Source organism: Nonomuraea sp. CX421, assembly GCF_059358955.1.
In genome coordinates this window covers 1-22,560 of record NZ_JCADBK010000037.1, presented here as the reverse complement: position 1 = coordinate 22,560, position 22,560 = coordinate 1, and the positions used below count along the sequence as shown (strand labels likewise).

20 protein-coding genes and 1 pseudogene are annotated in these 22,560 nt (G+C 70.9%); 4 read left to right on the top strand and 17 right to left on the bottom strand.

Annotated elements, in window-relative coordinates:
- Positions 1 to 41: 41 nt before the first annotated feature.
- Both AC5L3X_RS37125 and AC5L3X_RS37120 read right to left on the bottom strand, forming a co-directional pair.
- Positions 42 to 1,154 carry a sensor histidine kinase gene (locus tag AC5L3X_RS37125; RefSeq protein WP_494863330.1) on the bottom strand — a complete coding sequence of 371 codons (1,113 nt, stop codon included), beginning with the start codon at positions 1,152 to 1,154 and terminating at the stop codon, positions 42 to 44.
- Positions 1,151 to 1,813, bottom strand: a complete 663-nt coding sequence (locus AC5L3X_RS37120) for a response regulator transcription factor (RefSeq protein ID WP_494863328.1) — start codon at positions 1,811 to 1,813, stop codon at positions 1,151 to 1,153. Before AC5L3X_RS37120 ends, AC5L3X_RS37125 begins: the two co-directional genes overlap by 4 nt.
- Before the next feature lie 151 nt (positions 1,814 to 1,964).
- On the opposite strand from AC5L3X_RS37120, the gene AC5L3X_RS37115 reads away from it, so the two are divergent.
- A complete protein-coding gene (locus AC5L3X_RS37115) occupies positions 1,965 to 3,506 on the top strand; it encodes a DUF1349 domain-containing protein (RefSeq protein WP_494863327.1) in 1,542 nt (513 codons plus the stop codon).
- Between the two features lie 95 nt (positions 3,507 to 3,601).
- On the opposite strand, the gene AC5L3X_RS37110 is transcribed toward AC5L3X_RS37115, so the two are convergent.
- The 8 genes from AC5L3X_RS37110 to AC5L3X_RS37075 form a co-directional block, all read right to left on the bottom strand.
- Positions 3,602 to 4,054, bottom strand: coding sequence for a MerR family transcriptional regulator (locus tag AC5L3X_RS37110; RefSeq protein ID WP_494863326.1), 453 nt, complete (start codon positions 4,052 to 4,054; stop codon positions 3,602 to 3,604).
- Positions 4,051 to 4,407: a hypothetical protein gene (locus AC5L3X_RS37105; RefSeq protein ID WP_494863325.1), complete on the bottom strand. Its 357-nt coding sequence runs from the start codon at positions 4,405 to 4,407 to the stop codon at positions 4,051 to 4,053. The genes AC5L3X_RS37110 and AC5L3X_RS37105 overlap by 4 nt, the downstream gene beginning before the upstream one ends.
- A gap of 74 nt (positions 4,408 to 4,481) precedes the next feature.
- Positions 4,482 to 5,057: an HPP family protein gene (locus AC5L3X_RS37100; protein WP_494863323.1), complete on the bottom strand. Its 576-nt coding sequence runs from the start codon at positions 5,055 to 5,057 to the stop codon at positions 4,482 to 4,484.
- The gene (gene narI / locus AC5L3X_RS37095) at positions 5,054 to 5,788 is read right to left on the bottom strand and encodes a respiratory nitrate reductase subunit gamma (protein ID WP_494863322.1); all 735 of its coding nucleotides are present in this window, start codon (positions 5,786 to 5,788) and stop codon (positions 5,054 to 5,056) included. The genes AC5L3X_RS37100 and narI overlap by 4 nt, the downstream gene beginning before the upstream one ends.
- 60 nt (positions 5,789 to 5,848) lie before the next feature.
- A complete protein-coding gene (gene narJ, locus AC5L3X_RS37090; RefSeq protein WP_494863321.1) occupies positions 5,849 to 6,529 on the bottom strand; it encodes a nitrate reductase molybdenum cofactor assembly chaperone in 681 nt (226 codons plus the stop codon).
- Positions 6,529 to 8,292 (bottom strand): nitrate reductase subunit beta, encoded by a 1,764-nt coding sequence (gene narH, locus AC5L3X_RS37085; RefSeq protein ID WP_494863320.1) that lies wholly within the window; start codon positions 8,290 to 8,292, stop codon positions 6,529 to 6,531. Before narH ends, narJ begins: the two co-directional genes overlap by 1 nt.
- On the bottom strand, positions 8,292 to 12,002 hold the full coding sequence (locus AC5L3X_RS37080) for a nitrate reductase subunit alpha (RefSeq protein ID WP_494863319.1): 3,711 nt from the start codon (positions 12,000 to 12,002) through the stop codon (positions 8,292 to 8,294). Before AC5L3X_RS37080 ends, narH begins: the two co-directional genes overlap by 1 nt.
- Positions 12,003 to 12,174: 172 nt before the next feature.
- Positions 12,175 to 13,011, bottom strand: coding sequence for a MarR family winged helix-turn-helix transcriptional regulator (locus AC5L3X_RS37075; RefSeq protein ID WP_494863317.1), 837 nt, complete (start codon positions 13,009 to 13,011; stop codon positions 12,175 to 12,177).
- Positions 13,012 to 13,199: 188 nt separating this feature from the next.
- Between AC5L3X_RS37075 and AC5L3X_RS37070 the strand changes: the two genes are divergently transcribed.
- Both AC5L3X_RS37070 and AC5L3X_RS37065 read left to right on the top strand, forming a co-directional pair.
- The gene (locus AC5L3X_RS37070) at positions 13,200 to 13,826 is read left to right on the top strand and encodes a hemerythrin domain-containing protein (RefSeq protein ID WP_494863316.1); all 627 of its coding nucleotides are present in this window, start codon (positions 13,200 to 13,202) and stop codon (positions 13,824 to 13,826) included.
- Between the two features lie 35 nt (positions 13,827 to 13,861).
- Positions 13,862 to 15,334 carry an MFS transporter gene (locus tag AC5L3X_RS37065; protein ID WP_494863314.1) on the top strand — a complete coding sequence of 491 codons (1,473 nt, stop codon included), beginning with the start codon at positions 13,862 to 13,864 and terminating at the stop codon, positions 15,332 to 15,334.
- A 7-nt stretch (positions 15,335 to 15,341) separates the two neighbouring features.
- On the opposite strand, the gene AC5L3X_RS37060 is transcribed toward AC5L3X_RS37065, so the two are convergent.
- The 7 genes from AC5L3X_RS37060 to AC5L3X_RS37030 form a co-directional block, all read right to left on the bottom strand.
- Complete coding sequence (locus tag AC5L3X_RS37060) at positions 15,342 to 16,031, bottom strand: response regulator (protein ID WP_189129026.1); 690 nt, start codon at positions 16,029 to 16,031, stop codon at positions 15,342 to 15,344.
- A 5-nt stretch (positions 16,032 to 16,036) separates the two neighbouring features.
- Positions 16,037 to 17,056 carry a HAMP domain-containing sensor histidine kinase gene (locus AC5L3X_RS37055; RefSeq protein ID WP_189128993.1) on the bottom strand — a complete coding sequence of 340 codons (1,020 nt, stop codon included), beginning with the start codon at positions 17,054 to 17,056 and terminating at the stop codon, positions 16,037 to 16,039.
- A 183-nt stretch (positions 17,057 to 17,239) separates the two neighbouring features.
- On the bottom strand, positions 17,240 to 17,755 hold the full coding sequence (locus tag AC5L3X_RS37050; RefSeq protein ID WP_494863313.1) for a DinB family protein: 516 nt from the start codon (positions 17,753 to 17,755) through the stop codon (positions 17,240 to 17,242).
- A gap of 53 nt (positions 17,756 to 17,808) precedes the next feature.
- The gene (locus tag AC5L3X_RS37045; RefSeq protein ID WP_494863311.1) at positions 17,809 to 19,083 is read right to left on the bottom strand and encodes an RNA polymerase sigma factor; all 1,275 of its coding nucleotides are present in this window, start codon (positions 19,081 to 19,083) and stop codon (positions 17,809 to 17,811) included.
- A 32-nt stretch (positions 19,084 to 19,115) separates the two neighbouring features.
- On the bottom strand, positions 19,116 to 19,466 hold the full coding sequence (locus AC5L3X_RS37040; RefSeq protein WP_494863401.1) for a YciI family protein: 351 nt from the start codon (positions 19,464 to 19,466) through the stop codon (positions 19,116 to 19,118).
- Positions 19,466 to 20,188 (bottom strand): SRPBCC domain-containing protein, encoded by a 723-nt coding sequence (locus tag AC5L3X_RS37035; RefSeq protein WP_494863309.1) that lies wholly within the window; start codon positions 20,186 to 20,188, stop codon positions 19,466 to 19,468. The genes AC5L3X_RS37040 and AC5L3X_RS37035 overlap by 1 nt, the downstream gene beginning before the upstream one ends.
- A gap of 145 nt (positions 20,189 to 20,333) precedes the next feature.
- Entirely contained in the window at positions 20,334 to 21,995 is a 1,662-nt protein-coding gene (locus tag AC5L3X_RS37030; RefSeq protein ID WP_494863307.1) for an IS1182 family transposase, read from the bottom strand.
- 233 nt (positions 21,996 to 22,228) lie between these two features.
- Here AC5L3X_RS37030 and AC5L3X_RS37025 point away from each other — a divergent pair.
- Positions 22,229 to 22,560 (top strand): annotated as a pseudogene (locus AC5L3X_RS37025) (RNA-guided endonuclease TnpB family protein); the annotation flags it as partial.

Here is a 22,560-nt window from a genome sequence, read left to right as displayed (position 1 = left end):
CCGGGGCCCCCTGCCCGCCGACGAGACCACGGCGGCGATCCTCAGGAATGTTGATGAGATCCGGGCGCGAACCGCACGGTGATGGACAGGCCCCCGTCGGGGCGTGCGCTGGTCGTGAGAGTGGCGTGGTGAGCGTGCGTGACGGCGTTGACGATGGCGAGGCCGAGGCCGTAGCCGTCGCGGCTGCCGTGACGTTCGGGCGCCAGTCTCTGGAAAGGGTGAAGGAGTCGCTGGATCTGGTCGTCGGGGACGACTGGCCCGCTGTTGGCGACCGTGAGGGCCACCCGCGTGCCGGAGGTCCGCGTGCTGATCTCTACGTGCCCGTCCGCGTGGTTGTGGCGGATGGCGTTGTCGACGAGGTTGGCGACGAGGCTTTCGATCAGTCCCGGATCTCCGGCGATCACCGCGGGCGCCAGGTGTTCGGCCAGGTCAATGCCTTTCCGCGTCGCTTGGTCGCGGCGCGAGGCGAGCACCCCTGCGGCTACGTGGGCGAGGTCGAGAGGGTCCCAGCGGGTGACGCCGCGCTCGCTGGTGGCCAGAGCGAGCAGTGCTTGGACGAGCCGCTCCTGATGGCCGCCCAGAGCGAGGGCCTCCCGGCAGGCCGAGCGCAGGGTCTCGGTGTCGGCGTCAGGGTCGGCGAGGGCGACTTCAAGCAGGGTGCGCAGGCCGGCGAGAGGGGTGCGCAGCTCGTGGGAGGCGTTGGCGACGAAGTGGCGTTGGGCGTCGAAGGACGCTTGCAGGCGGGCGAACAGGCCGTCGAGCGTATGGCCGAGCTCGGTCAGCTCGTCCGTGGGCTCGCCGAGGTCGAGGCGGCGGTGGAGGTCTCCGGCGGAGATGATCTGGGCGGTGGCGGTGATGGCGCGCAGCGGGTGCAGGAACCGGCCGGCGACGAACCAGCCGAGAGCCAGGGAGACGGGAATCAGCAGGACCAGGGCGACGGCGGATCCCGTGAGGAGTCGGGGCAGGCCGATGCCGGACCCGGTGTCGATGATCGCGCTCGATGAGGGCCGGCCTTGGGGGGTGGCCGCCTGGACGCTGGCGAGCGGGACGGCGACGAACACGAGCACCAGGACCCCGGCGGTGTAGATGCCCGCCGCGTAGGCGAGCGCGAGCCGCGTCTGCAGGGACCTCCTGGCGAGCTTCTGGGAGGTCATGACGGTCCGATGCGGTATCCGCCTTCGCGGACGGTCTCGATCACGGGCGGGTCGCCGAGCTTGGCCCGTAACCGGTGCATGGTGTGCTTGACGGCACTGCTGAAGGGGTCGGCGGCCTCGTCCCAGACGCGTTCGAGGAGCTCCTCGGCGGAGATGACCACGCCGGGTACGGCGAGCAGGCATTCGAGCAGGGCGAACTCCCTGGGGCTCAGCTCTAGGCGCCGGCCGGCCCGGTACACGGCACGGCGGGCCGGATCGAGGGTGATGTCCCCGCATGCCAGGGTGGGCGGTAGCGGCGGGGTGGCGCGGCGGGCCAGGGCGCGGACGCGGGCGACCAGTTCGGCGAACGCGAACGGCTTGGGCAGGTAGTCGTCGGCGCCGAGGCCGAGCCCGGCGACGCGATCCTCGACCGTGCCGGAGGCGGTGAGCATCAGGACGCGGGTCTCACAGCGGCCGTGGGCCAGTCGCCGGCAGATCTCGTCCCCGTGGACGCCGGGCAGGTCACGGTCGAGGATCAGCACGTCGTAGCGGGTGGCGGCCAGGCGGTCGAGGGCGGTGGTCCCGTCCAGGACGACGTCGACGGCCATGCCCTCGCGGCGCAGCCCGGTGCCGATGGAGCGGGCGAGGACCTCGAAGTCCTCGACGACGAGGACCCTCACCGTCACTCACCGCCGGTCGTCGCGCGGGCGGGGCGGCCGGACCGGCCGCCAGGTCGAGGTGACATGGCTCAACGATGCCAGATCCCCGGTCGCAGCCGGGTCGCGGCGGCTGCGACCCGGCTGGAACCGGGTGCCCCGTACAACCGTCGGCATGAGTTCATTCACGCCTGACCGATCCGGCCGGCGGGCCGGGCGGGACGGCTTCCCACAGATGCTGCGCGCGGAGTGGACCAGGTTCCGCTCCGCGCCGGGCTGGGTGCTGGCCATGGCGGCGTCCGTACTGGTCACCGTGTCGCTCGGACTGCTGATCGCCGGGGGCGTCCGCAGCGTCTGCGTGACCGGGAAGGGAGAGGGCCCCTGCCCTGCGCCAGTGGTGGGTCCCGACGGTACGGCGGTGAGCGACAAGTACTACTTCGTGCACCAGCCGCTCAGCGGGAACGGCAGCATCACCGCCCGCGTGTCGGACATGACCGGGCAGATCCGGCTGCCGGACGTCGTACCCGGGGTGCGCAACGTCAAGGAGGGGGTGGTGCCGTGGGCGAAGGCCGGGCTCCTGGTCAGGCAGAGCCTCACGCAGGGCACGCCATATGCCGCCGTCATGCTCACCGGAGCCCACGGTGTGCGGATGCAGTACAACTACCTCCATGACGTGCCGGGCGGTCCGCACAATGGCCCGCAGTGGCTGCGGCTGACCAAGTCGGGCGACACCGTCACCGGCTACGAGTCAGATGACGGCAGGACGTGGGCCGAGATCGGCACGGTCACGCTGACCGGGCTGCCGGAGAGGGTCGAGATCGGGCTGTTCGCCACCTCGCCAGGCGCGTTGTGGGAGATGGCGAAGGCCTTCTCCGCGACCACCGCCACCTTCGACCAGATCACCCTGCGGGGCGCGAACGGTTCGTGGCACCACGACGACGTCGGCGTCGTCATGGAGTCCGACGGCAAGACCCCGCATCACCCGGGCGGGGTCGTCGAGTCCGGCGACCAGCTCATCGTGACCGGGAGTGGTGACATCGGGCCCGCCACGGTGGAGGGCGGTGTGCGCGCGGACCTCATGCTGATCGGCGGGGCCGTGGGGCTGATCCCGGCGCTCGTCGCGGCCGTCACGTTCTTCACGGCGGAACACCGGCGCGAGCCGGCCAGGAGCAGCCTGCCGGTCGCGCGGCATCCGGCGCGGGTGCTGGCGGCCAAGGCCGTGGTGGTCGGCGCGGTCGCGTTCGTGGCGGGGCTGGTGTCCTCGGGGGTCGCGGTTCCTGTCGGCCTGGCGCTGTTGCGTGCCCATCAGAACCCGATTCAGCCGATCACCTTGGGTACCGAGCTGCGGGTGATCGTCGGCTACGCGGCGCTGACCGCGACCGCCGCCGTGCTGGCTCTGGGCCTGGCCGCGCTGGTCAAGCGGGGCATCGTCGCCATCGGACTGGCCATCACGCTGATCGTCGTGCCCTACCTGCTGGCGACTGCGGGCCTGCCGCCCTGGCTGCTGATGATCACCCCTGCCGCCGGATTCGCGATCACGCAGAGCGTCCCCACGTTCGCGCACGTGGACGTGATCTCATCACTGCTCGGGGTCTACTACCCGCTCCCGCCATGGGCAGGTTTGACCGTGACCTGTGGATACGCCGCCCTCGCCCTCGGGGCGGCGATAGCCGTACAGCGCAGCGCGGCCCGGCGAGGTCCCGGCCCGGATCGGTGAGGCGAGCCCGCACTCAGCCGGTTACGACGACCTCGGTTGGGCCGTCGACCGCCGACAAGGTCTCCGTTTGGCGGTCATGCCTCTCACCGCGTTGATCATCTATCACGGCTCGCGGCCAGGTCGGCGTAGGGCAAGGGACAGTCCGGGCAGGTGCAGTGGGTCAGGCTGTCGCAGCCGGCGCTCACCACCGCGCTCAGCGCGGACCGGATGGTGGTCAGGTCGGCGATCCGCGCGTCCACCTCGGCGATCTTCTCCTGGGCGCGCTCGCGCAGGTCAGCAGTGGGGTGGCCGCGCCGGCCGGTGTCGAGCAGCTCGGCCACCTCCTCCAGCGTGAAGCCGAGCCGCTGCGCCGCTTTGATCACCGTCAGCAGGGTGACGGTCTCCGGTGGGTACGCGCGGTGCCCACCGGGGCTGCGCCGCGGTTCGGCGATCAGCCCACGGCGTTCGTAGTAGCGCAGGGTCTGCGGGTTGACCCCGGCCTGCTCGGCCACCTGCCCGCTGCGCAGGTACGGCCCGGCCGGGTCCTGCGGGTCGAGGTGCCGTCTCACGCCGGTGGTCCCGCCTCAGGGGTGCCCGCGCGGGCCTGCAGCGCGTCCAGCATGTCGGTCTGTTCCGCGGGCACCGTCACCTCCAGCGCCAGGCCGCCGCCGGCGATGGTGAGGGTGAAGGTGAAGAAGGAGCAGCAGCCGTTCTCCCGGGCCGCCAGTTCGGCCGCCCGCGCCGCGTTGTCCGGGCTGAAGGCGAGGTCCAGGCGCAGCCGGGTGTGCTCCGGCCGCGCCACGCCCCGCAGCGCGTCGGCGAACAAGGCGTCGAACTCGGCCACGCGAAGCGGTTGCTCGGCGGTGGGCAGGGTGCAGGCTGAGGGAGCCCATCCCAAGTCGAGGGCGATGTCGTGGGTCATGCCTCGACGGTAAACCTGTACCTGGGTACCGGATGCAAGGGCTTGGCACCAGAAGCGAACCCCTGGCCGGCCGGTCAGTCGTCCGGCGGCGCGTTCTTCGCCCGCTTTCGCCACATCGGGTACGGCAGGCCGGCACCCCGGTTGATGACGAAGCCCTGCAGGACGATGACGAACACCGCGACCATCATGATCAGCAGGTGGTCGGGGGTCCGCAGCAGGCCCAGCGAGACGATCAGGGTGGTGGCGCCGGCCGGCGGATGCGCCGCCTGGAAGACCGGCATCAGCCCACAGGTCAGGCCGAGCGCGATGGCGCAGGCCAGGATCCGCTGCCAGTCGATCTTCTCCAGGTCGGGCGGCACGGCGAGCAGGCCGGTGACCGCGAGCGAGAACCATCCGGCCAGTACGCCGATCAGGTGTCCGACCAGGGCGTTGTGCGGCGAGGACGCGGCCGCCAGCGGCGTGTAGAAGAGCAGGAAGGCCGTGGGGCCCAGGGACGGGAAGACGAACGGGGCGTCGGTGTTGTAGGCGATGATCGCCATGAGGAAGATCGAGATGAAGCTGTTGACGCCCGTGTAGAGCGAACGCACCACCCACCTGGGATACCGGTCCTCCAACGACTCCAGGTGGTAGGGCTTCGCCCCGCGGGTCAAACGTCGCTCCGTTTCCAGCCCGGCCGGAGCGCCGCGGTGCCGATGTTCTGCGGGTCGCGGGCCCGGTAGACGATGTACGGCCTGAACAGATACTGCACGGGCGCGGCGAACGCGTGGACCAGCCGGGTGAACGGCAGGATCGCGAACAGCAGCAGGCCGGAGATCGCGTGGATGCGGTACTCGATCGGCGTGCGCGCCATGAGCGCCACCTCGGGCTGGAACACGAAGAGGCTGCGCACCCAGGGCGAGAGGTCGACGCGGTAGTTGTAGTGCAGCGTCGCGGCGTTGATCAGCGTGGCGGCCAGCCCGAACGTCAGCGCCGCGACCAGGAAGATGTACATGATCTTGTCGTTGACGGTGGTGGCCAGGAAGACCGGCCCGGTGGTGCGCCGCCGCCAGACGAGCAGGACGATGCCGGCGTAGGTCAGCACGCCGGCGGCGATGCCGAGCCAGAGCGCCAGGGAGTGGTAGATGTTCTCGCTGAGCCCGATCGCGCTCGTCCAGCTCTGCGGGACGAACAGGCCGAGAAGGTGGCCCAGCAGCACGATGAGCAGTCCCATGTGGAACATCGGGCTGCCCCACCGCAGCAGCCGCGACTCGTACAGCTCGGACGAGCGGGTCGTCCAGCCGAACTTGTCGTAGCGGTATCGCCAGATGAGGCCGGTGACCAGGATTGCCACGGCGATGTAGGGAAAGGCTCCCCACAGGAAGATGTCAATGGGCGAGGGCATCATGGACCCTCACCATCGAAGTGGGCAGGGCCTGGCGGCTCCGGCCCGGCACGGACGAGATCACGTGAGACCCCCGGTGGTGGCGATGGGATGCGACGAGGGGAGTCCGATGGTGCCCAGCCCGACCAGTTCCGGGCCGCCGTCGAGCGGGCGGCGGGCCATCCGGGTGGCCTCCTCAGGGGTGCGGGGAGAGGCACCGGGCAGCGTGCCGCACACCGCTTCCAGCAGCCGCGCGTACGGCGTGGCGACCTTGATCAGGGCGAACTTCAGCAGTTCGAGCCCGGCCCGGTGTTCCTGGAGCAGCTCCGTCCCGTCCTCGCGCTCCAGGGTCGCGTAATCGAGGACGACGGGCAGGTAGTCGGGCAGCTCGTCGTTCCCTGGAGGCGTCAGGCCGTGCGCCCGGTAGCGCGCCTTGATCGCGGCGAGGGAGAACCCCCGGCGGCGGGTGTCGCCGTCGGTCCACCAGGTCAGGTGCAGCGAGCGGCGGTTGCGGATGTCGAAGACCGACACATAGTGCTCCTCGGCCCGCAGCGGCTCCTGGCCCGCCAGGTGCTCGGCGAACTCGGCGACGGCGGCAACCGGCGGATGCGCGCCGGTCTCAGCGAGCGCGGCCCGGATCAGCGGCAGCCGGTCGAGCAGGGCTTGGTCGGGGTAGCGCAGGCACAGCCCGGCCGCCCGGCGCACCACGGCCACGCCGTCGGCGGACAGCTCGGGTCGCCGCGAGGTCCATGGTGGCTTCATCACGACTCCTCGCGCTTGCGCCGCTCGCTGATCTCGCCCGGTTCGGCGCCCAGCCCCTCGCCCTTGTCCACCTGACCGCCTCGGGGGCCGTCGCCGCCCTGCGACCGGTACGGGAACAGCCCCTCGGGAAGGCCGCGGCCGTCCCAGTTGAGCAGGTTGATCCGGCCCCTGTGGCCGGAGGTGTCGGCGGCCGACTCCGAGGTCTGGCGTTCGCGCAGGCCGTGGAAGGTCTCCACGGACAGGGGCGCCGGCCGGCCGGACGCCTCACCGAACGGCCCCGACGTCTCGGTGCCGCCCATCCCCGGACCGCCCTCGTAGTCAAGGCTGCATCCGCTCAGCGCGGTCTCCTCCAGGTTCCGTACGTCTCCGGCGGCGGCCGTCGGGATGACGTAGCGCTCCTCGTACTTCGCCAGGGCGAGCAGCCGGAACATGCTGTCCAGCTTCTCGACGCCGAAGCCGACCGAAGCGGCGATCTCCGGGTCGACCGGCTCGCCGAGGTTGATCCGCCGCCGGTGGGAGCGCATCGCGGCCAGCCGTCGCAACGCCAGCTCGACGGGGGCCGGGTCGCCCGCCGTGAAGAGCTCGGCCAGGTAGGAGACCGGGATGCGGAGCGTGTCGATGGCGCCGAACAGGTTCTGGTAGTCCTCGCCGTCGTGGCCCGAGGCGGTGATCGCCTCCACCACGGGCGAGAGCGGAGGCACGTACCAGACCATCGGCAGCGTGCGGTACTCCGGATGCAGCGGCAACGCCACGCCGTAGGTGGCGATCAGGTCGTAGACGGGCGAGCGGCGGGCCGCCTGGATCCAGTCGTGCGGGATGCCCGCCCGCTCGGCGGCCCGCCGGACTTCCGGGTCGTGCGGGTCGAGGAACAGGCTGAGCTGCGCCGGGTAGAGGTCCTGCTCGCGCGGGGTGGCCGCGGCCTCCGGCGCCCGGTCGGCGTCGTACAGCAGCACGCCGATGTAGCGCAACCGGCCGACGCAGGTCTCGGAGCAGACGGTGGGCTGACCGACCTCGACGCGCGGGAAGCAGAAGGTGCACTTCTCGGCCTTGCCGGTGCGGTGGTTGAAGTACATCTTCTTGTACGGGCAGCCCGTGACGCACATCCGCCAGCCGCGGCAGCGGTCCTGGTCGACCAGCACGATCCCGTCCTCCACGCGCTTGTACAGCGCGCCCGACGGGCAGGACGCCACGCACGACGGGTTGATGCAGTGCTCACAGATGCGCGGCAGGTAGAACATGAAGGTCTGCTCGAGCTCCGTGCGCACCTTGTCCTGGATCCGCTGCAGGACGACGTCGTCGCCCTGGTGCTGCGGCATGCCGCCCAGGTCGTCGTCCCAGTTGGCCGACCAGGTGATGTTGTCCATCCGCTTGCCGCTGATGAGCGAGCGGGGCGCCGCCACCGGGAAGTCGTCACCGGCGGGGGTGTCGAACAGGTCGTTGTAGTCGTAGGTCCACGGCTCGTAGTAGTCGCGGATGTTGGGCAGCAGCGGGTTGGCGAAGATGCTCGCCAGCCGGCGCATCCGCCCGCCCGCCTTGGGGACCAGCCGGCCCCGCGAGGTCAGCTTCCAGCCTCCCCGCCAGCGTTCCTGGTCCTCGTAGCGGCGTGGATAGCCCTGCCCGGGGCGCGTCTCCACATTGTTGAACCACACGTACTCGACGCCGGGCCGGCTCGTCCACGTCTGCTTGCAGGTGACCGAGCAGGTGTGACACCCGATGCACTTGTCGAGGTTCATCACCATGCAGATCTGGGCCATGACGCGCATCAGTACTCGACCTTCTGTGCCCGTCGCCGGATCACCGTGATCTCGTCACGCTGGGTGCCGACCGGGCCCATGTAGTTGGGGAAGAAGGAGAGCTGGGCGTATCCACCGATGAAATGGGTGGGTTTGACGAGCACGCGCGTCAGCGAGTTGTGGATGCCGCCCCGCCGTCCGGTGGTCTCGCTCTTGGGGACGGCGATGACGCGGTCCTGGGCGTGGTGCATGTAGACCGTCCCGGCCGGCATCCGGTAGGACACGATGGCCCGGGCGACCACCACGCCGTTGCGGTTGACCGCCTCGACCCAGTCGTTGTCGGCGACGCCGATGGCCTCGGCGTCCTGCGGGCTGATCCAGATGACCTGACCGCCTCGCGACAGCGACAGCATGATCAGGTTGTCCTGGTATTCGGAGTGGATGGACCACTTGTTGTGCGGGGTGAGATAGCGCACGGTCACCTCGCGCGCGCCGTCCGGGCCGAGGACGGGCTCTCCGAACAGCCGGTGCATGTTCAGCGGCGGCCGGTATGTCGGCAGGTTCTCGCCGAGCTCGGCGATCCAGTCGTGGTCGAGGAAGAAGTGCATGCGCCCGGTGAGGGTGTGCCAGGGCTTGCCGTGCTCGGTGTTGATGGTGAAGGCGCTGTACTGGCGTTCGCTGGTCTCGATGCCCGCCCACTCGGGGCTGGTGATGGTGGTCTGCGGGTGCGCCTGGGTGGCGGCGTACGTGATGCGGTGGTCGGCTTCGGCGCGGGCGAGGTCGGCCAGCCCGTTGCCGGTGCCCACCTGCCGGGCCAGGGTGCGGAACCCCTGGTCGGCGAGGCGTCCGTTGGTCGAGCCGGACAGCGCCAGGATCGCCTCGCACGCCTTCTTGCCGGTGTCGATCAGCGGCAGGCCGTCGGCGGGGCCGCCGCGCGCGACGCCGTTCGTCTGGCCCAGCAGTCTGACCTCGTGATCCACCTGGTAGTTGACGCCCTTGCAGGGCACGCCCTTGGACTCGGCGAGCGGGCCGAGGGTGCGCATCTGGGCGGCGATCGCCGTGTAGTCCCGCTCGACGACGGTCACGCTCGGCATGGTCCGGCCGGGGACCGGTGTCGATCCGTCGGCCCGCCAGTCCTGCGCGACGCCCGTGGGGTTGCCCAGTTCGCCGGGTGTGTCGTGCTGGAAGGGCGTGGCCACCAGGTCGTACCGGGTGCCCAGATGCTCGCCGGCCAGCTCGGCCACGCCGTCGGCGATGTCGTTGAAGATCTCGAAGTCGGTGCGGGCCTGCCAGGGCGGCTCCACCGCCGGGTTGAACGAGTGCACGAACGGGTGCATGTCGGTCGCGTTCAGATCGTGTTTCTCGTACCAGGTCGCGGCCGGCAGCACGATGTCGGACAGCAGGGTCGTGGACGTCATCCGGAAGTCCAGCGAGAGCAGCAGGTCGAGTTTGCCCTCGGGCGCGGGGTCGCGCCAGCGCACGTCGCGTGGCCGGATGTCCTCGGGCGCCTCGGTGGCCCGCAGGTTGCTGAGCGTGCCCAGCAGGTGGCGCTGGAAGTACTCGGCTCCCTTGGCGGACGAGCCCAGCAGATTGGCCCGCCACGCGATGAGGATGCGTGGCCAGTTGTCCGGATGGTCCGGGTCCTCGGCGCAGAACTTCAGCCGGCCCGCCGCCAGTTCACCGGCGACGTGCTCGCCCGGGTCCCGGCCGGAGGCGCGGGCCTCGTCGGCCAGGTCCAGCGGGTTGCGGTCGAAGGTGGGGTAGGAGGGCATCCAGCCGAGCCGGGCCGACTGGGCCAGGACGTCGACCGCCGTCATCCCGGCCAGGTGTCCCTTGCCGAGCGGCGAGGCCAGGGCGTCGGCGCGGAAGTGGTCGTAGCGCCACTGGTCGGTGTTGAGGAAGAAGAAGCCGGTGCCGATCATCTGCCGGCTCGGCCGCTTCCAGTCGTTCGCGGTGGCCAGCGTGGTCCAGCCGGTGAGCGGGCGGCACTTCTCCTGACCGACGTAGTGGGCCCAGCCGCCGCCGTTGCGCCCGATGCAACCGGTGATCAGCAGCAGCGTGATGAAGTTGCGGTAGGTGGTCTCCGAATGGAACCAGTGGTTCGTGCCGGCGCCCATGAGGATCATGCAGCGGCCGTTGGTGCTCTCGGCGGTCATGGCGAACTCGCGGGCGGTCCGGATGGCCGCGGCGGCCGGCACCGAGGTGATCGTCTCCTGCCAGGCCGGGGTGCCGGGGGACGCGGCGTCGTCGTAGCCGGTCGGCCAGTCGCCGGGCACGCCGTCGCGGCCGACGCCGTAGCGGGCCAGCATCAGGTCGTACACGGTGGTGACCAGCGGCCCGCCGGGCGTCAGCCGTCTGGCCGGGACGCCGCGCCGGAGCACCGCCCCCGACCCGTCGGCGGTGTCGAACCGGGGGAGCAGCACCTCGGCGCCCACGGCGTCGGGCAGGCCGTGCAGGGTGAGCCGGGGCAGGACGTCGCCGAGGTCGAGGTTCCAGCGTCCGTCCTCGTGCGACCAGCGGTCGGCGACGGTGCCGGAGGGGACGACCAGGTCGCCGGTGGCCTCGTCCAGCAGCACGGTGCGCCATTCGGCGTTCTCGGCCGCGGCGTGCTCCCCGCCGAGGTCGGTGGCGCGCAGGAACCGCCCCGGGATGTACGCGCCGTCCTTCTCCTCCAGCCGGACGAGGAACGGCATGTCGGTGAAGCGGCGCACGTAGTCGAGGAAGTACGGCACCTGCCTGTCGACGAAGTACTCGCGCAGGATCACCTGGCCCATCGCGTGGGCCAGCGCGCCGTCGGTGCCGGGATGGGGGTGCAGCCAGTCGTCGGCGAACTTGCTGTTGTCGGCGTAGTCGGGGGAGACCACGACGACCTTCTGGCCGTTGTAGCGGGCCTCGACCATCCAGTGCGCGTCGGGCGTGCGGGTGACGGGAACGTTGGAGCCCCACATCATCAGGTAGGCCGCGTCCCACCAGTCGCCGGACACCGGCACGTCGGTCTGGTCGCCGAACACCTGCGGGGAGGCCACCGGCAGGTCGGCGTACCAGTCGTAGAACGACAGCGCCTGGCCGCCGATCAACGACAGGAACCGGGTCCCGATCGCGTGGGACAGCATCGACTGGCCGGGGATGGGGGTGAATCCCACGATCCGGTCGGGACCGTGCGTCTTGATGGTGTGCACATGGGCGGCGGCGATCATCTCCAGCGCCTCGTCCCAGGTGGTGCGCACCAGCCCGCCCTTGCCGCGCGCCTGCTGGTAGCGGCGCCGCCGCTCCGGGTCGCCCACGACGTCCGCCCAGGCCAGCACCGGGTCACCGAGCCGCCTGCGGGCCTCGCGGTACATCTCCACGAGCACGCCGCGCGCGTACGGGTAGCGCACCCGGGTCGGGTGGTAGGTGTACCAGGAGAACGCCGCTCCGCGCGGGCAGCCCCGGGGCTCGTACTCGGGACGATCGGGGCCTGCCGTCGGATAGTCGATCTCCTGGGTCTCCCAGGTGATGATCCCGTCCTTGACGTACACCTTCCAGGAGCAGGAGCCCGTGCAGTTGACTCCGTGGGTGGAACGTACGATCTTGTCGTGCGCCCAGCGGTCACGGTAGAAGACCTCGCCCGCGCGTCCGCCCCGATAGGACACGTCCCTCAGGTCATCGGAGTAGGTGCCCCGGCTGAAGAAGTGTCCGATCCGCAGGAGGGCCGACGTGGCCCCCTCCTTGGGTTCCTCGGCCGTTCGCTCGTTGACCATGTCGTGTATCTACCAACGGTGGCGGCAGACAACCGATCAAAATCCTATACGTAGAGTAATGGCTCGATTTCGAAGAGTTCGCCCAGCTCGGCGCGATCCGCGAAGAGGCTCGCACGCACCTCGGGGGCGAATATGACCGGACATGGGGCGTTCGCCCCTTGGGCGGGAGCCTTCACTCCTCGGGCAGGAGCTTGCCGAGCAGGGTGCGCAGCTCGCGCTCGGCGTCGGCGCCGAGGACGTCGAGGATCTCGGCCTGCAGGCGGCGCAGCGCGTCGTGGACCACGACGAGACGCCGCCTGCCGAGGTCGGTGAGCTCCAGGGCGTAGCGGCGCCGGTCGTGGGGGTCGCGGCCACGGGCGACGAGGCCGAGCTGGACCAGCTCGTCGACCACCTGGGCGGCGGCGGGCTCGGTGATGTCGAGGTGTTGGGCGAACCGCTGCTGGGGGCACGGGCCCAGCTCGTCGATCGCCGTCAGGGAGCCGAAGTGCCGGGTGCGCAACCCCGAGCCGGCCAGCAGCGCGTCGCCCATGCGGCGCAGGCGGTAGTGGGCCTGGGCGACGAGGAAGGCGGTGGTCTGGAGCGGCTCGGGCTCGGGAAGCAGCAGGCTCAGCAGCTCGTTGAGGCGCCGCCGCTCGGCCGGCGTCAGGGGAGCGGTGACGCGGGCGTCGCGCTCGGCGACCTGCCGGCGCATGGCGTCCCGGGCCCGGCGACCCTCCTCGGTGATCGACAGCGTGTAGGAGCGCCGGTTGGCCGGGTTGCGGGTGCGGGTCACGTGGCCGGCGGCTTCCAGCCGGTCGACCAGCCGGACCATGATCGTGCGGTTGATGCCGAGCCGCTCGGCCAGCTCGTGCTGGGAGTCGGCGTCCTGGTCGGCGAGCGTGTCGAGGACGACGTAGTCGCGGGCCTGCGGGTCGTCGCGCACCGCCTCGGCGGTGAACCGGGCGTAGACCCGGCGCAGCAGCTTGCCGACGGCTTCCTGGGTCTCCGTCGTGGCCGGCCTGTCGTCCACTGATGCACCTCCGCCGGGCAGCTTACCGAAGCCGGTGATGGTTAAGCTGAAAAATAGTTGGCAGATTGACAGTTAGAGTATGGATAGTTAGCGTAATTGATATCGCGTCGGACCTCTGGACGCGCCAATCCCCTGCCACCTCGCCGCGCGCCAGACCTCCGGCGCGCCCATGCCCATGGAGCCAAGCCATGACCTTCACCCTCGACATGACGATGATGTTCGCGATGCACGACGCCCTGCGGCGCGAGCTGGAGCGCATCGCCAAGGTCGCCGCCCGCGCCGGCGACGACCCTCGACAGGTGCTGCGGACCGCCGCAGGCTGGGAACTGTTCAAGACGTTCCTGGTGGTCCACCACACGTCCGAGGACATCGCGCTGTGGCCCGCCATGCGGCAGGCGCTGGCCGCCCGTCCCGACGACCTCGCCCTGCTGGACGCCATGGAGGACGAGCACGCCGCCATCGACCCCCTGCTGGCCGGCGTCGACGAGGCGCTGGCCGACCGCGACCACGGCGCCGAACGCCTCGGCGGGCTGGTCGACGCCCTGGTCACCGGCCTGGGCGGGCACCTGCGCCACGAGGAGGCCGAGGGCCTCGCATTGATCGACGCCACCCTGACCGGCGAGCAGTGGCAGCACTTCGCCGAGGTGCACCGCGACCGGATCGGCGGCGACGCGCCCCGCTACCTGCCGTGGCTGCTCGACGAGGCCGACCCGGAGACGGCCGCGCGCGTCCTCGGCCGGATGCCGTCCCCGCTGGTGGCCGCCTATCACGACGAGTGGCGCCCCGCCTACGCGTCCCTGCGCCTCTACTCCTGACCCCCTGACACCTCACCACCGAGAGAGCCCCCTTGATGTCCGTGCACGACGAAGTCCGCGCCCTGCCCGGCGCACCCACCCGCGAACGTCCCGGCCTGGCCCTGCTGGTCATCGCCGCCGCCCAGCTCATGCTCGTCCTCGACGGCACCATCGTGAACGTCGCCCTGCCCAGCATCCAGAGCTCCCTGGGCATCGCCCAGGCCGACCTGAACTGGGTGCTCACCGCCTACGCCCTGGCCTTCGGCGGACTACTGCTCATAGGCGGGCGCGCCGGCGACCTGTTCGGCCGCCGCCGCGTCTTCCGCCTCGGCCTGGTCGTGTTCACCGCGGCGTCGCTGCTCGGCGGACTCGCCCCCACCGGCACGGTGCTCATCGCCGCCCGTGCGCTGCAGGGCGTCGGCGCCGCCATCGCCGCGCCCACGGCGCTGTCCCTGCTGGCCACCACCTTCCCCGCCGGTCCGGCCCGCACCAGGGCGCTCGGCGTCTACGGGGCGATGGGCGGCCTCGGCTCGGTCGTCGGGCTGCTGCTCGGCGGCGCCCTCACCGAATACCTCGACTGGCGCTGGGTCCTGTACGTGAACGTGCCGATCGCGGTCGCGGTGCTGGCCGGCACCGGCGTGCTGGTCGACGGCGGTCGTGACCGCGGCCGCGTCGACCTGCCCGGCGCGGTGACCGCCACCCTCGGCCTGGGCTCCCTCGTCTACGCCATCAACCGGGCCGGCTCCCACGGCTGGACGGAGCCGGTCACCCTCGGCCTCTTCGCCGCCGCGGCGCTGCTCCTGACCGTGTTCCTGCTGGTGCAGCGACGCAGCCCGGCCGCGATGCTCCCGCCCACCATCCTGCGCGACCGCGGCCGGGCGGGCGCGAACGCCGTCATGTTCCTGATGGGCGCGGGCATGATGGCCACGTTCTACTTCCTCACCCTCTACATGCAGACGATCAAGGGGTACGGCCCGATGCGGACCGGGCTGGCCTACCTGCCGTTCGCACTCGGCATCGGCGTGGCCTCGGGCACGATCGGCCCTCGCCTGCTGAGCCGCCTGTCCGAACGCGCGGTCACCGTCATCGGCCTGACCCTGGCGACCACAGGCATGGCCTGGTTCACCCTGCTCACCCCGGAGACCGGCTACGTCGCCGTCCTGCTGCCCGCCCAGTTCGTCGCGGGAGCCGGGCTCGGCCTGGGCTTCGTCACCACGACCATCGGCGGCGTGCGGGGCGTCGCCGCCCGCGACACCGGCATCGCCTCAGGGCTGGTCAACACCAGCCAGCAGATCGGCGGCGCCCTCGGCCTCGTCGTCCTGGCCGCCGTGGCCACCGCCGCCACCGCCGACGCCTTGCTCCCCGCGTCGCTGACGACCGGCTACACCACGGCTCTGCTGGCCGGTGCCGGCCTCTACCTGGCCGCCCTTCTCGTGGCCGCCGCCACGCTACCCCGGACGCCCCCATCCGCACCCCCGGCCGACCCGGAGTCGGTGACCGTCAGCCGAGTGGGCGCACACGGCGGCTGAGCCGGTGTCAGGGTTCGACCAGGCCGGCGCGGATGGCGTGCCGGGTCAGGTCGAGGCGGTCGCGCAGGCCCAGTTTGCCGAGGACGTTGGCCCGGTGCCGGTCGACGGTCTTGACGCTGATCACCAGAAGGTCGGCGATCTCTTTGGAGGAGTGCCCTTCGGCGATGAGCTTGACGATCTCCTCCTCGCGCGGGGTCAGCAGGCTGTCGGGGACGGTCTCGCCCTGCTCGTGGCGCTGCAGGTAGTCGCGGATGAGGGCGGTGACCGCCCCGGGGTAGAGGAACGGCTCGCCGCGCATCGCGGCCCGGCACGCCTCCAGCAGGTCACGGTCGGCGACCGACTTCAGCACGTACCCGGAGGCGCCCGCCTTGAGCGACTCGAAGAAGTACTGCTCGTTGTCGTACATCGACAGCATGAGCAGCCGGATGCCGGGCGCCCGCCGGGAGATCTCGCGGGCCGCCTGGATGCCGGTCAGGCGGGGCATGGCGATGTCGAGGATGGCCAGATCGACCTCGATGCCGGAGCGGGTGGCGATCTCGATGGCCTCGGCGCCGTCGCCCGCCTCGGCCACCACCGTCAGGTCCGGCTCGGCGTCCAGGATCAGCCGCAGCCCGTGACGGACCAGGGCGTGATCGTCGGCCAGCAGGATGCGGGTCTGCCGCTGCTCCGTACCCACGCTCATCTCGCCCACGCTCATCTCGTTCACGCTCGCTCCTTCGTGACCGGCACGGCCAGACGAACCCGGAGCCCGCCCCCCGGCGCCTCCTCGATGGTCAGGTCGGCGTTGACGAGCAGGGCACGCTCGCGCATGCCTCGGATGCCGGCGCCCTCGCGGATCGGGCCGCCGTCGCCGTCGTCGGTGATGCGCAGCACCACGTCGCCGTCGTCGGCGCACAGCGACAGCTCCACGCGTGAGGCGTGGGCGTGGCGGGCGACGTTGGTCAGGCCCTCCTGCGCGATGCGGTAGATCACCAGCTCCACGTCGCTGCTCACCTCGGGCAACCGGGGGTCGAACACGCGGGCCACCGGCACGCCGCTCATCTGGGAGAAGTCGCTGGCCAGCGCACTCATGGCGCTGAGCAGCCCGAGGTCCTCCAGCACACCGGGCCGCAGTCTGCGGGCCACCTGACGCACCTCGTCGAGGCTGGCGCGGACCGTCTCCTGCACGGTGTGGAGCTCCTCGCGCAGGTCGTCGGGGGCGCGGTCCACCGCGCGCTTGAGGCCGAGCAGGACGACGGTGAGGCTCTGGCCGATCTCGTCGTGCAGCTCGCGGGCGATGCGCTGGCGTTCGGCCTCCTGGGCGGCCAGGGTGTGGGCGGTGCTGGCGCTGCGTTCGGCCTCCAGCCGGTCGAGCATGGAGTTGAACGTGGCGATGAGCGTGGTCAGGTCACCGTTGCCGTTGTGGGCGATGCGGTCGCTGTGGCGCAACAGGTCCACCCGTTCCATCAGCGTGGTGAGGGCGCTGAGCGGCGCGAGACTGTTGCGCAGCACGAACGCGTTGACCATGATCATCAGGGCCAGTCCGATGAGCAGGATCGGCACCTCGGTGAGCAGCACGGGGGAGGAGACCGTCGCCGGCGACAGCGCCAGCACGGTCAGGCCGATGGTGAAGAGCAGGCCGTTCATCACGACGATCCGCCAGAACAAGGCCGAGGCGGGCGTGCGCGCGAGCCGGCTCGCCCGGGCTCCCAGCATCGCGGGCCTGTTCGATGGTGCGGTCATGTATCCAGCCTCACCGCTGGTGAGGGTATTTGTCCATGCGGGCCATGCCGCATTGCGCACCGCCCCGACGCGACGGCTCAGACGTCGTCTACATGCCGTCCACCAGCGCATATGGGTGCCAGACCCGATGGCGGGCACAGCCTGCCCGGCACGAGCCCGCTCACGCGCCGGGGGAGCGGTCACTCAGGCTCCCGTGACGCCGTCCACGCACTGCCGGATCAGATCGGCGTGCCCGTTGTGCCGGGCGTACTCGCCGACCATGTGGACGAAGACCATGCGCAGCGAGTACGTGCCGCCGCCGGGCCGGACCAGCGTGGAGTCGAGTGACACGCCCGCCACGGCCTGGCGGGCCAGGTGCTGCTCGGTGAGCAGCGTGGCGTACTCGGTCTCGGCCCGCGCCGGGTCGAGGTCCTCGAAGTCGGCGTCGGGCCGCTCCGGGGTCGAGTACAGGTTCTCGATCGGCTCCCCGCGAAAGCGCCGGAACCAGTTGCGCTCCACCTTCGACAGGTGCCGGATCAGCCCCAGGAGCGACAGGTTGGACTGCGGGATGGGCGCCAGGGCGAGCTGCTCTCCGGTGAGCCCGGCGCACTTGTGCAGCAGCGTCGAACGATGCCAGTCGAGCAGGTCCCGCAACAGCTCGGGCTCGGGCGCGACCAGCGATCCGCCGGTGCGGGTCACCTCGGGAGCAGTCCAAGTCATCCGGACATGATGCCACGAATCGGATGTACGTCCGCAGCCCTCCACCCGCCCGCTCATCCGGGCTTCGACCTCGCACCCGGGCCGGCCGATCTGATGCGGCCGGTCAGGAACTCCTGTTCGGCGGCGTTGTCGCTGAGTGCCAGGGCCTCCCGGTAGGCCCGGACGGCCTCCGTGTCGCGGCCGAGGCGGTGCAGCAGGTCGGCCTTGGTCGCGGGCAGGTAGCGGTAGCCGGCCAGGCGGCCCTCCGCCTCCAGCGCCTCGACCTCGGCCAGCGCGGCCGACGGCCCGTCGACCATGGCCAGGGCCACCGCCCGGTTGAGCGCGACGACGGGTGACGGCCAGATCCGCAGCAGCTCTCCGTACAGGGTGAGGATCTGCGGCCAGTCGGTCTCGGCGTAGGTGGGCGCCTGCGCGTGCAGAGCGGCGATCGCCGCCTGCAACGTGAAGCGTCCGGGCGGACCGGCGGTGAGCGCGGCCACCACGAGCCGGTCGGCCTCGGCGATCAGCTCGTGGTCCCACGCGGAGCGGTCCTGCTCCTCCAGGCGCAGCAGCGTCCCGTGCGCGTCGGTGCGGGTGGCGCGGCGCGCGTGCTGGGCCAGCAGCAGTGCCAGCAGCCCGGCGGTCTCACGCTCGCCCGGCAGCAGCAGGCGCAGCATCCGGGCCAGGTCGAGCGCGCGCCCGATGAGCTCGTCGCGGACGAGCCGCTCGCCGGAGTACGCGGTGTGGCCGGTGGCGTAGAGCAGGTGGACGACGGTCAGCACCGAGTCGAGGCGCCGGGGAAGCTCACCGGGAGCGGGCACGGCGTAAGGGATGCGGGCGACCGCGATCTTCTTCTTGGCCCGGGTCAGCCGGGCGGCCATCGCCGATTCGCCGACGAGGAAGGCCCGCGCGATGTCCTCGGTCGCCACCCCGCAGACCAGCCGCAGTGTGAGCGCGACCCGCGCCTCCTCGGCCAGCGCCGGATGGCAGCAGGTGAAGATCAGCCGTAGCCGGTCGTCGGGAATGGTGTCCCGCCCGGACGGTCCGGACGGCTCGAACGCCTCGGACGGCTCGGTGTCATCGGGCTGCACCAGCAGCGGCAGCTTGGCGTGCAGGGTCCGGTCGCGGCGCGTCATGTTGAGGGCGTTGCGCCGCGCGACCGTCGTCAGCCACGCGCCGGGCCGCTCCGGCACCCCGTCGTGGGTCCACGTGGTCAGCGCCTTGACGTAGGCGTCCTGCACCGCCTCCTCGGCGCTGTCGAGGTCGCGGGTGACGCGCACCGTCGCGGCGAGCACGTACGCCCACTCGCGACGGTGCGCGTCGGCGACCGCCTGCTCCACGGAATCCACGGAATCGACGGGATCGACGGAGTCCACGCGGCTCAGTCGTCCGCCGGAGTCTCGAACCCGATCAGCGGCCTGACCTCGACGCCCCCGCTGACGATCGGCGTCAGCCGGGCCAGCGCCAGCGCGTGGTCGAGGTCACTCGCCTCGATCACGAAGACGCCGGCCAGCGCCTCCTTGGTCTCGATGAACGGGCCGTCCGTGATCAGGTCGCCCCGGATCGCGGTGGCCGTGGCGGACGGCTCCAGCGCCAGCCCCGCGACGATGCGCCCGCCCTGCTCGGCGATCCGATCGGGCAGCCGGTCGTGGGCCTCCATGATCTCCGGTGGCAGGTCGGCCACGCCACCGGGTGTCTCGCGCTCGAAGATGAGCACCGCGTACTGGGGCATCACACAACATCCTTCGCGAACACGCCGTCCAGCCAGGTGCTCCAGGTCTGGGTGAGCTCCGCCTCGTCGGCACCGGCGACAAACATATGGTGCGCGACGCCGACCGGCCAATCCCACTCGTCACGGCCGTAGAAGCGGTAGAGGGCGTCGTCGCCGCGCACGCCCAGGAAGGTGGCGGTGGCGTAGTCGACGACGCCGTCTATCGGCTCCATCCCGGCTGGTGCCAGCCGAACCGTGTCGCCGGCGGCGACGTCCTCGGGCACGCCCAGGGCCTGGCGCAGCACCGCGAACCCGCCCTTCGCCGACGAGTCAGGGGCCTCCGCGCTCACGTAGGCCGCGTCACGCCCGGAGAAGTGCCGCAGATACTCGCCGAGTGAGTGGTAGTAGAAGGCGGTGTGCCGCCGGCAGGCGTCGAGCTCCCGCTCGTGGTTCTCGGTGGTCTCGCCGCGATGCCGGTAGCTCAGGAAGGTGCCGCCCCGGCTCGGCTCCAGCACGTAGTCGAGCTCGTTGGACCCGTCTGCCGACCGCGTGGTGAAGTGACGCGGCGGATCCCAGACGGTGACCGTGCCCGCGCTCGTGAGGCCGCGTTCCGCGCCGCCGACCCACGGCTCGTATGCGATCTTCCAGTACCAGCCGGCGGTGTGGACGGTGAACGCGTCCCACACCTCGCGCGGGGCGGCGGGCAGCTCGCCCTCCCACCGCACTTCGAATCGTTCGGACATGTCGTACGCCTCCATGCTTCGTCAGTCGTAGCCCTTCACCCCTACGACACGCGGGCACGGCCGGAATCGACAACGGCGCGCGATCCTTTTCAGCGTGATCTGGCGTGGAACCCTGGGCGTTTACGACTTTGTTGGCCGATTCGGTTCACGCGGCTAGGCCGAGTTCAGCGCCGAGTCGTTCCAGGTGAGAGGCGCGAGTGCCGCGGATCGGGGTGTCGGTCCACCAGGCGTCCAGGCGGATGAGGTTGATCGCGGTGGCGGTCAGCAGATGCGCGAGTCGGGTTTTGAGCAGTCCTCGATAGCGGGTGCGGCGGATTCCGCCTGCCCGGACGGCCTGGGAGATCGTGCCTTCGACCCCGGCCCGGACGGCGTAGCGCTCCTTCCACGCCTGGCTCTCCTGCTCGCGGCGGCGCTGGTCGAGGATCTTCTGCTGGGCGGCGGGTGGCAAGGTCGGGCTGCGCCCGTAGCGGTGACCATCGGCCTTCGTGCAGGAGGCGCGCAGTGGGCAGGGTCCGCAGTCCGTGATGGCGAAATGTACCCGGGTGATCGGCGTCCCGTTGGGTTTGCGCTGATCGGACCAGGAGACACTGGTCGCGCCAGCGGGGCAGGTCGCCGTGCGTGTCTGCCAGTCGATGGTGAACGCCTCCTGGCCCAGCCCCTGCTTAGCTGTGGCATGGGTATCCAGCCCGACCGGCCCCAGCAGGTCGATCGCCTTCTCCTGGCGGGCGGTCAAGATCAGCGTGGCGGTGACGTAGCCCGCGTCCACCACGTGGGTGCCGGGCTCCAGCCCCCGCCCGGCCAGATCGAGGTGGATCTGCTCGGTGACCTCGCTGTCGACCACAGTGGCATCGGTCGTATGCACATTGGTGATCAGGTGCGGCTGATCGGGCTCACAGGTCTCGCTCAGGTGCACCTTGTAACCGCACCAGCCCGCACCACGCTTGAGACCGTAATGAGCATCGCGGTCATAGGGCGAAGACAGCCGTGCTCTGGCCGGCGGGAGATCGTTGCCCTCCCGCCAGCGCACCCCCTTGCCGTCGCGGTGATACTGCTGGATCCAGGCCACGCGCAAGGTCTCGACCGCGGGGATGGCCCGCAGCCAGCGCGGGGCATCACCCGCGTGGATGGCCTCCAGCAGGGCAAAGCCATCCTGTCCCACCGTGGTGGCCCACTGGGTGCGCGCATTCTCTCCTTTGGGAAAGCGGTAGGAGTCCACTCGACGCCCATAGCGTTCGATCCACTCGGGAGCAACCATCTCCGCCAACCAGCCGGGTGCAGCGGCGGCCAGCGCCTCCAGCGCAGCCCGCAATGTCTCCCCGACGAACTCCATCCGGTTCAACGTCCGTACCGCCGCCAGAACGTGCGTGGAATCGGTCCGCTGCCGTCCACCGGCACACAGCAGCCCCAGCTCCGAGCAGCGATCCAGTAGCAGGTCGAAGACCCTGTCCTCGATCCCGTGCTCGATCAACCGACCCCGAAACTCGCTAAGCACCGAGAAGTCGAATCCCGGGTCGGTCAACTCCAGAGCCAGGGCGTATTTCCAGTCGATCCGCCCGCGGACCGCATCGGCGGCCTGCCGGTCGGTCAGCCCCTCGGCGAACTGCAGCACCGTGACCAGCGCCAGCTCACCAGGTGCCCGCCCTGGCCCGCCCCGACGCGGGAAGGCATCGGCGAACTGCTCGTCGCTGAACAGCACACCCAGTTCATCTCGTAACCGGATGGCCAGACATCCCTTGGGGAACGCCGCTCGTGCCACCGCGACCGTCGCCTCGGGGATCTGAACAGCGGATCTAGGTCGCAGAGACACGACAGAACCTCCTTCGTCCTCTCCGCGGCCCAAGTCCCCTCAGCGTCTCCCGCGACCCGGCAATCATCAACCGAATCGACCAACAAAGTCGTTCACGCCCGGGAGGAAACGACAGCGCGGGAGGGCCGCCAAGGCCCGAGCGGTGCGGTGACCGGTAGGCCGTGGAGCGGCTCAGCCCGGGCGTTCTTCGTTTCCTATCCCGGTGGCATGGGGTTGGCGATAATGTGTTCGAGGTGAAGCTGGTGGTGCGGGTGAAGCTGCTGCCGACGCCTGAGCAGGCGGCGGCGCTGGAGGCGACGTTGCGCGCGGTCAACGACGCGGCCACCTGGGTCTCGCAGCTCGCCCACGACCGGCGGGTGTTTCGCAACTACGATCTGCGCAGGCACGTCTACGGGCAGGTCAAGGACAGGTACGGGCTGGCGGCCCAGGCCGCGCAGCACGTCATCAAGAAGGTCGCCGACGCCTACACCACCCTGCACGCCCATGTCCGCAACGGCCATCTGGGCAGGCCCGGCTCCGCCCGGCGTGAGCGGGTGCTGGCCCGGCCGATCGTCTTTCGCCCCGG